The 11,979-nt window shown below is 60.4% G+C and carries 9 protein-coding genes; 6 read left to right on the top strand and 3 right to left on the bottom strand.

Annotation, left to right across the window (positions count from 1 at the left end; translation table 11 throughout):
• The 6 genes from DBR24_RS02130 to DBR24_RS02105 all read left to right on the top strand — a co-directional run.
• On the top strand, positions 1-2,631 hold a 2,631-nt coding region (locus DBR24_RS02130; RefSeq protein ID WP_128613756.1), incomplete at its 5' end, for an efflux RND transporter permease subunit.
• Positions 2,632-2,640: 9 nt separating this feature from the next.
• Positions 2,641-3,318, top strand: coding sequence for a heavy metal response regulator transcription factor (locus tag DBR24_RS02125; RefSeq protein WP_128613755.1), 678 nt, complete (start codon positions 2,641-2,643; stop codon positions 3,316-3,318).
• Positions 3,308-4,672, top strand: a complete 1,365-nt coding sequence (locus tag DBR24_RS02120) for a heavy metal sensor histidine kinase (RefSeq protein ID WP_128613754.1) — start codon at positions 3,308-3,310, stop codon at positions 4,670-4,672. Before DBR24_RS02125 ends, DBR24_RS02120 begins: the two co-directional genes overlap by 11 nt.
• A 490-nt stretch (positions 4,673-5,162) precedes the next feature.
• Complete coding sequence (locus DBR24_RS02115) at positions 5,163-5,384, top strand: hypothetical protein (RefSeq protein ID WP_123463160.1); 222 nt, start codon at positions 5,163-5,165, stop codon at positions 5,382-5,384.
• A 197-nt stretch (positions 5,385-5,581) separates the two neighbouring features.
• Complete coding sequence (locus DBR24_RS02110) at positions 5,582-6,898, top strand: OprD family porin (RefSeq protein WP_128613753.1); 1,317 nt, start codon at positions 5,582-5,584, stop codon at positions 6,896-6,898.
• 194 nt (positions 6,899-7,092) lie between these two features.
• Positions 7,093-8,598 (top strand): sensor domain-containing diguanylate cyclase, encoded by a 1,506-nt coding sequence (locus DBR24_RS02105; RefSeq protein WP_128613752.1) that lies wholly within the window; start codon positions 7,093-7,095, stop codon positions 8,596-8,598.
• A 178-nt stretch (positions 8,599-8,776) separates the two neighbouring features.
• On the opposite strand, the gene lpxC is transcribed toward DBR24_RS02105, so the two are convergent.
• From lpxC to ftsA, 3 genes are all read right to left on the bottom strand, one after another.
• Positions 8,777-9,688 (bottom strand): UDP-3-O-acyl-N-acetylglucosamine deacetylase, encoded by a 912-nt coding sequence (lpxC, locus tag DBR24_RS02100; RefSeq protein ID WP_007916984.1) that lies wholly within the window; start codon positions 9,686-9,688, stop codon positions 8,777-8,779.
• Positions 9,689-9,800: 112 nt separating this feature from the next.
• Positions 9,801-10,997, bottom strand: a complete 1,197-nt coding sequence (gene ftsZ / locus DBR24_RS02095) for a cell division protein FtsZ (protein WP_123463154.1) — start codon at positions 10,995-10,997, stop codon at positions 9,801-9,803.
• Between the two features lie 103 nt (positions 10,998-11,100).
• Positions 11,101-11,979, bottom strand: an 879-nt coding sequence (gene ftsA / locus DBR24_RS02090; protein ID WP_128613751.1) for a cell division protein FtsA, incomplete at its 5' end; no start/stop codon positions are given.

The following is an 11,979-nucleotide window of genomic DNA, read 5'->3' as shown; positions in this document are numbered from 1 at the left end:
CTCAGCGACCTGGTGGAAACCCTGCTCTCGCGTCAGATCAGTCAGATCGACGGTGTAGGCCAAATCAACATCACCGGTCAGCAACGTCCGGCAATCCGCGTCCAAGCCTCAGCCGACAAACTGGCGGCGATCGGCCTGACCCTCGCCGACATTCGTCTGGCGATCCAGCAGACCAGCCTCAACCTGGCCAAAGGTGCGCTGTATGGCGAGTCGAGTATTTCCACGCTGTCGACCAACGACCAGTTGTTCCAGCCCGAGGAATACCGCCAGCTCATCGTTTCCTACAAGGACGGCGCCCCGGTTCACCTAAGAGATGTCGCTAACGTTATCAACGGTTCGGAAGATGACTATGTGCAAGCGTGGGCCGGCGATCAACCGGGGGTAAACCTGGTGATCTCGCGCCAGCCCGGCGCCAACATTGTGGAAACCGTTGACCGCATTCAAGCCGCCCTGCCCGGCCTCGAAGCCATGTTGCCGGCCTCGGTGCAGGTGAAAACCCTGATCGACCGCACCCAGACCATTCGTGCCTCGCTGCATGAAGTCGAGATCACCCTGTTGATCGCGATCCTGCTGGTGGTGGCGGTGATGGCGCTGTTCCTGCGCCAGCTGTCGGCGACGATGATTGTGTCGGCGGTACTCGGCGTGTCGCTGACCGCCAGTTTCGCCCTCATGTACCTGTTGGGCTTCAGCCTGAACAACCTGACGCTGGTGGCGATCGTCGTCGCGGTCGGCTTCGTGGTCGACGATGCGATTGTGGTGGTGGAAAACATCCACCGACATCTGGAGGCCGGCGACGATATGCGCGAAGCGGCGATGAAGGGCGCCGGCGAGATCGGATTCACCGTGGTGTCGATCAGCTTCTCGCTGGTGGCGGCGTTCATTCCGCTGCTGTTCATGGGCGGCGTGGTCGGACGACTGTTCAAGGAATTCGCCCTGACGGCGACCTCGACCATCATGATTTCCGTGGTGGTGTCGCTGACCCTGGCGCCAACGCTGGCGGCGCTGTTCATGCGTAAACCGGTGCATCACGCCAGCGATAAACCGGGCTTCAGCGAACGCCTGCTCGGCTGGTATGAGAAAGGCCTGCGCCGCGCCCTCGCCCATCAGAAACTGATGATTGGTGTGTTTGGCCTGTCGCTGGCTATGGCGATTGGCGGTTACATCTTTATCCCCAAAGGTTTCTTCCCGGTGCAGGACACCGGTTTCGTCCTCGGCACCACCGAAGCCGCGGCGGATATCTCCTACGGCGACATGGTGAAAAAACACCTGGCGATGGCCGAAATCGTCGCCGCCGACCCGGCCGTGCAAGCGTTTTCCCACTCGGTGGGTGTGTCCGGCAGCAACCAGACCATCGCCAACGGGCGCTTCTGGATTGCTTTGAAAAAACGCGGCGACCGTGACGTCAGCGCCAGCCAGTTCATCGACCGCATCCGTCCGCAACTGATGAAAGTCCCCGGCATCGTCCTCTATCTGCGCGCCGGCCAGGACATCAACCTCAGCTCCGGCCCGAGCCGCGCACAGTATCAATACGTGCTCAAGAGCAACGACGGCGCAACCCTCGCGACATGGACCCAGCGCCTGACCGAAAAACTGCGCAGCAACCCGGCGTTCCGCGACATCTCCAACGACTTGCAATTGGGCGGCAGCATCACCCACATCAGCATCGACCGCAGCGCCGCCGCACGTTTCGGCCTGACTGCGAGCGATGTAGACGAGGCACTGTACGACGCCTTCGGCCAGCGCCAGATCAATGAGTTCCAGACCCAGGTCAACCAGTACAACGTGATTCTGGAGCTGGACACCAAACAACGTGGCAAGGCCGAAAGCCTCAATTACTTTTACCTGCGCTCGCCGTTGAGTGGCGAGATGGTGCCGCTGTCGGCGCTGGCCAAATTCGACGCGCCGACCATCGGTCCGCTGTCGATTGCCCACGACGGCATGTTCCCCGCCGCCAACCTGTCGTTCAACCTCGCGCCCGGCGTGGCACTGGGTGATGCGGTGATCCTGCTCGATCAGGCCAAGGCCGAGATCGGCATGCCGACGGCGATCAGCGGCAATTTCCAGGGCGCGGCGCAGGCGTTCCAGAGTTCGCTGGCCAGTCAGCCGTGGCTGATTCTTGCGGCGCTGGTGGCGGTGTACATCATTCTCGGCGTGCTTTATGAAAGCTTCGTGCACCCGCTGACGATCATCTCGACGCTGCCGGCGGCAGGTTTGGGTGCGGTGATCATGCTGTGGATCTGCGGCCAGGACTTTTCGATCATGGCGTTGATCGGGCTGGTGTTGCTGATCGGTATCGTCAAGAAGAACGGCATCCTGATGATCGACTTCGCCCTTGAAGCGCAGCGTAATCGAGGGCTGTCGCCGCAGGAGGCGATTTTCGAGGCGTGCATCACGCGGTTCCGGCCGATCATCATGACCACCCTCGCCGCCCTGCTCGGCGCCCTGCCGCTGATGCTCGGCTATGGCACCGGCGCCGAACTGCGCCAGCCGCTGGGGATCGCCGTGGTCGGCGGGTTGCTGGTCAGCCAGATGCTGACGCTGTTCACCACGCCGGTCATATACTTGTGGCTTGAGCGGCTGTTTCACCGCCCCAAACCAGTACCCACGGCGGCACTGGCGACCACAGACTGAGGCAGGGTCATGCGCGTTCTGATTATCGAAGACGAGGAAAAAACCGCGGATTATCTGCACCGCGGTCTGACGGAACAGGGTTACACCGTGGATCTGGCCCGCGACGGCGTCGAAGGCCTGCACCTGGCGCTGGAAGGCGACTACGCGGTGATTGTCCTCGACGTGATGTTGCCGGGCCTGGATGGCTTCGGTGTGCTGCGCGCGTTGCGTGCGCGCAAGCAGACGCCAGTGATCATGCTCACCGCCCGCGAACGGGTCGAAGACCGGATCAAAGGCCTGCGCGACGGTGCTGACGATTACCTCGGCAAGCCGTTTTCCTTCCTCGAACTGGTGGCGCGCCTGCAAGCGCTGACCCGGCGCAGCGGCGGCCATGAACCGGTGCAGGTGAGCATCGCCGACCTGTGGATAGATCTGATCAGCCGCAAGGCCACTCGGGCCGGTACCCGACTGGATCTGACCGCCAAAGAGTTCTCGCTGTTGAGCGTCCTCGCCCGCCGCCAGGGTGAAATCCTCTCGAAAACCGCGATTGCCGAGATGGTCTGGGACATCAATTTCGACAGCGATGCCAACGTCGTCGAAGTCGCGATCAAACGCCTGCGCGCCAAGCTCTACGGGCCGTTCGACGAGAAACTGCTGCACACCATTCGCGGCATGGGTTATGTGCTGGAGAGCCGCGGTGTCCAGTAACTCGATTGCCCTGCGTTTAAGCGGCATGTTTACGCTGGTGGCGCTGCTGGTGTTTCTGTTGATCGGCGGCGCGTTGTATCAGCAGGTCGACAAGGGCCTCGGCCTGCTGCCGGAAGCCGAACTGGACGCACGTTACAGCGTGCTCGAGTCGGCGCTCAATCGCTACGGTACGCCCGAACACTGGGTGAAGATCAACGCCAAGCTGAAGCTGCTGGGCGAAGAGGACAAACGCATTCAGTTCTGGGTGGTGAGTGGTGATCCGGGCTACGAATATGGTCAGCCGGATGCGCTGATCCGCGCCTTCGCCAAAGGCCCGACGGGCATGCATGACCTGCAGTTGCCCGATCATCCCTATCCGCTGAAAGTGCTACTCACCGAACTGCCGGCCAAGGATCAGCGTCCGCCGCTGCGCTTCATGATCGGCATCGACACCGAGACCTTCCACGAGACCCAGCACAACCTGCTGATCGCCCTGATCGGCCTGGCGATTGCCGGGGTGTTGATGGCTTCCGCGCTGGGTTACTGGGTGGCGCACATCGGCCTCAAACCGCTGATCAAACTGTCTCAGGAGGCGCAACGACTGGCGCCGCCACTGCGGGCCGGGCGCTTGCGGATGTCGCCGTTGCCGCCGGAGCTTGAGCAGTTTGTCGACTCGTTCAACTCGACGCTGGAACGGGTCGAACAAGCCTATTCGCGGCTGGAATCGTTCAACGCCGACGTGGCCCATGAACTGCGCTCACCGCTGACCAACCTGATCGGCCAGACCCAGGTCGCACTGACCCGCGGGCGCTCTGCCGAGCATTATTTCGAGGTGCTGCAATCCAATCTTGAAGAGCTGGAACGGCTGCGTTCGATCATCAACGACATGCTGTTTCTGGCCAGCGCCGACCAGGGCAGCAAGGCGACCAGACTCACCGAAGCTTCGCTGGCCGATGAAGTGGCGACCACGCTGGAGTACCTGGATTTCATCCTCGAAGACGCGCAAGTACAGGTGCACGTGAGTGGCGATGCGCAGGTGCGGATCGAGATCGCGCATTTGCGTCGGGCGTTGATCAATCTGTTGAGCAACGCGGTGCAGCACACCGGGCCGGGCCAGGTGATCGAGGTGCGCATCGAGGTGGAAGAGCACCAGGTGAGCATCGGCGTGGCCAACCCCGGATCGCCGATTGCCAGCGAGCATTTGCCGCGCCTGTTCGAGCGTTTCTACCGAGTGGATGCGTCGCGCAGCAACAGCGGCAACAACCATGGTTTGGGGCTGGCGATCGTCAAGGCGATTGCGCTGATGCATGGCGGGGATGTGTTTGTGCGCAGCGATCGAGGGATGAATACCTTCGGGATTTATCTGCCGGTCTGAAAAGCCCCTCACCCTAACCCTCTCCCAGAGGGAGAGGGGACTGACCGCGTTGTTGTTCCGAAATACACCGACCTGAAATAGCCAGCCGAACTCAGGGTTTGAAAAGCATGGAGATCTGCTCCCTTTCCCCTCGCCCACTTGGGGCTGACCGCGCTGTTCTTCCAAAGTACGCCGACCTGAAATAGCCAGTCGAACTCAGGCTTTGAAAAGCATGGAGATCTGCTCCCTTTCCCCCTCGCCTACTTGGGACTGACCGCGTTGTTGTTCCGAAATACACCGACCTGAAATAGCCAGTCGAACTCAGGCTTTGAAAAGCATGGAGATCTACTCCCTTTCCCCCTCGCCCCCTTGGGGGAGAGGGCTGGGGTGAGGGGGTGACTTTTGCTTCTGCTGTAACAGTCATTTATGAAAATCACGCTGTTTCCCAACGCCCGGCAACCTTATCTTTGCCCGCACCAAACAGCACTTGCCAAGCAAGAAGGTTTTCAAGATGTCCAACAGTATGGGTATTGCCAGCGCTTTCGTTTTGTCCTCGTTGATCCTGTCGCCGATGGCGATGGCTGAAGAATCGCAGTCGTTCGTAGCGCAGAATGCCGCTCGCGCTCACGCATTCGAACAGTCTCAGGCAGAAGTGATGGCCAAATCGCAAGACGCCACACAAGCCCCGCAGGCCGCCGCTTCCCAGGCTAAAGCGTCCGAGAAGGACAGCTGAGTCGCGCGCCGTTCCAACGTTTCCCTCGACGCGGTTGTTTGGCTCTTCCCGTTCAACCGTCGTCATTCCAGGCCGCTGATGTTCAGCGGCCTTTTTTCGTTGTGGTCTGAAAGCCATCCGGTTCGTCTGTAACAATAAGAAACATCCAGCCCCTCAAGACATTGAGGGGTCAGTTGACCCAAGGAGCTTTACCGCAAGTGCGTTACCCAGTCCGCTATACCCCGTTATTCATTGCAATCGCCGCAACGATTGTTCCCGCCGCCCAAGCCGACGAAGCGGCCAAAGCAGGTTTCGTTGAAGGCGCGAGCCTCAACCTCAACGCCCGTAACTACTACATGAATCGCAACCGTCTGCAGCAGACGGACGACAACATCGAGTGGGGCCAGGGGTTTCTCGGGATCTTCCAGTCGGGTTACACCGAAGGCACCATCGGCTTCGGCATCGACGCGCACGCCATGCTCGGGCTGAAGCTCGATGGCGGTGGCGGCACGGATGGTTCGAGCATCCTCCCGGTGAGCGATGGCAACGGCAAGGCACCGGGCGCATTCTCGACTGCCGGCGGCACCCTGAAAATGCGTGCGTTCGATACCGAGTTGAAGGCCGGCGACCTGTTCCTCACCAACCCGGTGATCGCCGGTGGTGACAGCCGTATGCTGCCGCAGACCTTCCGTGGCGTCAGCCTGACCAACCACAGCTTCGACGGCTGGATGTTCGAGGTTGGCCAGGCCAGTTTCACCAAGCCTTACAACCAGAGCGGTCGCCAGCGCATCGGCACCTCGTACGGCCAACTCGCCGAGGGCGACGAGAGCCGCCATCTGAACTGGGCCGGGGTTTCCTGGAGCGGCGTCGAAGGCCTGACCAGCAACCTGTACGCCGCCGAGCTGAAGGACATCTGGAACCAGTACTACTACGACCTCGACTACACCTGGACGCTTAACGATCTGGTCAGCCTCAACCCGGGCCTGCACTTCTATCACACGCAGGACACCGGCGACGCATTGCTGGGTGACATCGACAACAACACCTACAGCCTGCATTTCACCATCGGCATCGGCAGCCACAGCGTCACGGCCGCGTACCAACGGGTCAACGGCAACACGCCGTTCGACTACATCAGCCAGGGTGACAGCGTTTACCTCGATAACTCCCAGCAGTACTCGGACTTCAATGGCCCGAACGAGCGCTCGTGGAAACTCAAGTACGCGTATGACTTCGCCGGCCTCGGCATGCCGGGCCTGACCTCGGCGGTGTCCTACTCGCGCGGTACCGTGGACCTGACCAAGGTCGACCCGGCCAGCAAAGGTTACGCCTCGTGGTACAGCGCCGACGGTCGCAACGCCAGGCACTGGGAGCGCGACATCGACCTGAAATACTTGGTGCAGAGCGGCCAGGCCAAAGACCTCGCGATACGCCTGCAATGGGCGACCAACCGTGGCGGCAACGGCTACGGCGCGATCGACACTGACACAGATGAATACCGTGTCATCATCGACTACCCGATCAACGTCTTCTAAGATCACCCCAAAGTCAGGCGCGACTCGCACAGATCCTGTGGCGAGGGCGCTTGCTCCCGCTGGACTGCGCAGCAGGCCCCTCCGCAAAAAGAGGGGTCGCTACGCGGCCCAACGGGAGCAAGGGCCCTCGCCACAGTCGATTCAGTGTTTGTGCAACTACGCTAACAAGATCTCCTCAACCGACAGCCCCCACCATGATCGCGAACCGTACCTCACCTGCGGGCAAGACCGGACGCCCCGAATTGCTGCTGATCTGCGGCAGTTCGCTGACGGTGATCGCGATTCTGTGCATCGTCACTTTTCTACTGATTCGCGAGCACGCCAGCGCTCAGGAAACGGCCACCCGTAGCGCAACCACCATCGCGCAGTTGATCGACGCCGACGTGCTGCGCACGGTCGAACTGTACGACCTGACCCTGCAAGGCCTGATCGCCGCCGCCCAACGCGATGACTTGCACGACGTCACTCCGCAGATCCGCCATCTGGCGCTGTTCGACCGCTCCACGACGGCCCGCTTCAAGGGCGACATCCTGTTGCTCGACAAGCACGGCGATGTGGTCGCCGACTCTTCACGGATAGTGCCCAAGCCGGGCAACTTTGCCGACCGCGAGTACTTCCTCGCCCATGCCTTAAACCGCGACACCGGTATGTTCATCAGTCGTCCATTCAAAACCCGCTGCGATTGCGACGAGGCCAACCAGTGGCGCATCAGCTTCAGTCGGCGGATCTCCTCGGACACCGGCGAGTTCGTCGGCGTGGCGGTGGCGTCGATGAAGCTCGACTACTTCGATCAGTTGTTCAACAGCCTCGACATCGGCAAAGACAGCACGCTGAACATCATCAACAGCGACGGCGTCCTGTTGGCGCAGAAGCCGTATCTGCAAAGCGACTCCATCGGCAAAAGTTTCGGCAACCGACCAAACGTGATGCGGATACTGGGCGACAAGGACGGCAATGGCAGTTTCACCAGCACCTCGAGCATGGACCATCAGCAACGCCTCTACACCTATTCGCGGGTCGGCAATCTGCCCCTGACGGTGATGGTCGCGCTGTCCAGCGATGAAGTGTTCGGCACCTGGCGCCGTACCGCGATACTGATCAGTGGTGCCACCGGCGTGCTCTGCGCCGGATTACTCTGGTTGACCTGGCTGCTCGCCCGGGAGCTGCGTTTGCGCCAGCGCGCCGAGCGCGAGCTGGCGCAACTGGCCGCGACCGATGCACTGACCGGCGTGGCCAACCGGCGCATGCTCGATCAGTCGTTGCGCCACGAGTGGTTCCGCGCCCAGCGTTCAGGCCAGCCGTTGTCGGTGATGATGATCGATGCCGATCACTTCAAGGCGTTCAATGACCGGCATGGCCATCAGGCCGGCGACCGGGCGCTGAAGACGCTGGCCAAGGTCATCACCGAAAATGTGCGGCGACCGGCGGATCTGGTGGCGCGCTATGGCGGCGAGGAGTTTTCGGTGATTCTGGCCGAGACCGATGGCCATGGCGCACAGCAGATTGCCGAGCATATTCGTCAGGCGGTGGAGCAGTTGCCGTTGGTCGACGGCGCGGAGTGGCCGATGACCGTGAGCATTGGCATCGCGACGTGGACGGCGGCGAAGGAAATGACGCTGGAGCAGCTGTTGTTTGCAGCGGACAAGGCGCTGTATCAGGCCAAGGAAGGTGGGCGCAATCGGGTGGTGGTGGCTACCTGAAAGGTCTGTGGCGATTGCAACGGCGCCTTCGCGAGCAAGCTCGCTCCCACATTTGAAGTGCATTCCCCTGTGGGAGCGAGCTTGCTCGCGAAGAGGCCAGATCAGGCACTAGAGAAACCACAGGCATAAAAAAAGGCCATCCGAGGATGGCCTTCAAAAAACTAGAGAGGTTTTTTACTTACACTGCCGCAACCGGGCGCATGTAAGAGATCGGTGCGGTACTGGCGTCTTCGAACGTCACCACTTCCCAAGCATCTGTCTGCTCAATCAACTTGCGCAGCAACTGGTTGTTCAGTGCATGACCGGACTTGAAGCCTTTGAACTCACCAATCAGGCTGTTACCCAGCAGGTACAGATCGCCAATGGCATCGAGGATCTTGTGCTTCACGAATTCGTCTTCATAGCGAAGACCGTCTTCGTTCAGTACGCCATCGGCATCGACCACGATTGCGTTTTCAACGCTGCCGCCGAGTGCGAGGTTGTGCTTGCGCAGGTACTCGATATCACTCATGAAACCAAAGGTACGGGCGCGGCTGACTTCTTTTACGAACGAAGTGCTGGAAAAATCCACGCTTGCACTTTGGGTGCGGTCCCGGAATACCGGGTGATCGAAATCGATCTCGAAGCTCACCTTGAACCCTTCGAAAGGGACGAAAGTGGCGCGCTTGTCGCCGTCTTCCACTGTCACTTCACGCAGGATGCGGATGAATTTCTTGGCGGCGTCCTGTTCTTCCAGGCCAGCCGATTGAATCAGGAATACGAAAGGTCCAGCGCTGCCATCCATGATCGGGACTTCGGACGCGGAGAGCTCGACGTAGGCGTTATCGATGCCCAGGCCAGCCATGGCCGAGAGCAAGTGCTCTACCGTGTCCACTTTGACGTCGCCGTTAATCAGCGTCGTCGACATAGTGGTTTCACCGACGTTTTCCGCGCGGGCAGGAATCTGCACCACAGGGTCGAGGTCAGCGCGACAAAACACAATGCCAGTGTCGACAGGCGCAGGCTTGAGGGTCAGATAGACCTTCTCACCGGAGTGCAGGCCTACACCTGTGGCACGGATAATATTTTTCAGTGTGCGTTGTTTAATCATGGCTTGGGCCGCTTCAGCGCAAATTGCGAACTGGTATCAACAAAGGCTGGCGATGATAGCAGACCGAGCCTTTGCTGAACACCAATCACCTTCATAGCCCTGATACATTCCATCAATCAGCCTGACGACGCAGGAAAGCCGGGATGTCCAGGTAGTCCAGGTCATCTTGCGGATTCATCTTCGCGGCAGCCGCAGCACCGGCCTGAGCCTGGTTGCGCATGACGGTCGGACGGTCCAGATCACGGTAGTTCACCGCGGGTGCTTCCTGACGGGTCGGAGCCGGTTGTTGCACCTGAGCAGCCGCCATCGAAGTGTGAACGGTGTTGTCGATGACCTTCACAGGCTTCTCGATTTTCGCGCCCAGACCGGTGGCAACCACGGTAACGTGCAGTTCGTCGCGCATGTCCGGATCGATCACGGTACCGACCTTGACCATCGCGTGCTCAGAAGCGAAGGCTTCGATGATGCTACCCACGTCGGAGTACTCACCCAGGGACAGGTCAGGACCGGCGGTGATGTTCACCAGGATGCCGCGCGCGCCTTGCAGGTTCACGTCTTCCAGCAGCGGGTTGCGGATCGCCGCTTCAGTGGCTTCACGTGCACGGTTCGGACCGCTGGCGCAGCCAGTGCCCATCATCGCCATGCCCATTTCGCTCATCACGGTACGCACGTCGGCGAAGTCGACGTTGATCATGCCCGGACGCTTGATGATGTCGGAGATACCGCGAACGGCACCGGCCAGTACATCGTCTGCCTTGGCGAAAGCCGACAGCAGGCTTGCGTCTTTACCGAGGATGGTCAGCAGCTTCTCGTTGGGAATGGTGATCAACGAGTCGACGCTTTCGGAGAGCATGCGGATGCCTTCATCGGCGATCTGCATACGCTTGCGGCCTTCGAACGGGAACGGACGCGTTACGACAGCAACGGTCAGAATGCCCATTTCCTTGGCCACTTCGGCGATGATCGGCGCAGCACCGGTACCGGTACCGCCACCCATGCCGGTGGTGATGAACACCATGTTGGTGCCCTGCAGGACTTCGGCAATGCGCTCACGGTCTTCCAGAGCGGCCTGACGACCTACTTCAGGGTTGGCGCCAGCGCCCAGACCTTTGGTCACGCCGGTGCCCAGTTGCAGGATGGTCCGCGCGCCGATGTTTTTCAGCGCTTGAGCATCGGTGTTGGCGCAGATGAACTCAACGCCTTCGATGTTGCTCTTGACCATGTGGTTGACAGCGTTGCCGCCGCCACCGCCAACACCGATAACTTTGATTACCGGGCTTGCGGGGATGTTGTCTACGAGTTCGAACATTTTCCCTCTCCTTACATTCTCTAGTTTTTTCGCCTACTGCTGTTTGTTGCGGTGCATCTACTGCTATTGCGTGCCGCTTGAAGCTTGACGCTCCGAGCTGCTTTTAAAAGTTGCCTTGAACCCACTTCTTCAATCGGTCCAGCAACGGCGCCTGTGGCTCTTCGTTGCTGTAGCTGTCGCGGCTGCCGATGCCGGAGAACGAAACCCCGTCGGACTGCTTTTGCAGGCCGTACATCAACAAACCCACGCCAGTGGAATAAATCGGGTTGCGCACCACGTCATCCAGGCCCTTGACGCCATGCGGCACGCCGAGGCGGACCGGCATGTGGAAGATTTCTTCGGCCAGTTCGGTGGCGCCTTCCATCTTCGACGTGCCGCCGGTCAGGACGATGCCCGCCGGGATCAGGTCTTCGTAGCCGCTGCGACGCAGCTCGGCCTGGATCAGGGTGAACAGTTCGTCGTAACGCGGCTCGACCACTTCGGCCAGAGCCTGACGCGACAGTTCACGCGGTGGACGGTCGCCGACGCTCGGCACCTTGATGGTTTCACCGGCACCGGCCAGTTTGGCCAGGGCGCAGGCGTAGCGGATCTTGATTTCTTCGGCGTACTGGGTCGGGGTGCGCAACGCCATGGCGATGTCGTTGGTCACTTGATCACCGGCAATCGGGATCACTGCGGTGTGGCGGATCGCGCCTTCGGTGAAGATCGCGATGTCGGTGGTGCCGCCGCCGATGTCGACCAGGCACACGCCCAGCTCTTTTTCGTCGTCAGTCAGCACCGAGTAGGCCGAGGCCAGTTGCTCGAGAATGATGTCGTCGATTTCCAGACCGCAACGACGCACGCATTTTTCAATGTTCTGTGCGGCGTTGACGGCGCAGGTGACCACGTGAACCTTGGCTTCCAGACGGACGCCGGACATGCCCAGAGGCTCGCGGACGCCTTCCTGGTTGTCGATCACGTAATCCTGCGGCAGGGTGTGCAG

This window comes from Pseudomonas sp. HMWF006 (assembly GCF_003061205.1).
Lineage (GTDB): Bacteria > Pseudomonadota > Gammaproteobacteria > Pseudomonadales > Pseudomonadaceae > Aquipseudomonas > Aquipseudomonas monsensis.
The sequence above is the reverse complement of the archived record's forward strand: the minus strand, read 5'-3'. Positions and strand labels throughout refer to the sequence as shown.

Excerpts from the sequence above, each read along its gene's own strand:
- lpxC (WP_007916984.1), bottom strand. The coding sequence starts at position 9,688 with ATGATTAAACAACGCACACTGAAAAATATTATCCGTGCCACAGGTGTA.
- ftsZ (WP_123463154.1), bottom strand. The coding sequence starts at position 10,997 with ATGTTCGAACTCGTAGACAACATCCCCGCAAGCCCGGTAATCAAAGTT.
- DBR24_RS02125 (WP_128613755.1), top strand. The coding sequence starts at position 2,641 with ATGCGCGTTCTGATTATCGAAGACGAGGAAAAAACCGCGGATTATCTG.
- DBR24_RS02115 (WP_123463160.1), top strand. The coding sequence starts at position 5,163 with ATGTCCAACAGTATGGGTATTGCCAGCGCTTTCGTTTTGTCCTCGTTG.
- DBR24_RS02105 (WP_128613752.1), top strand. The coding sequence starts at position 7,093 with ATGATCGCGAACCGTACCTCACCTGCGGGCAAGACCGGACGCCCCGAA.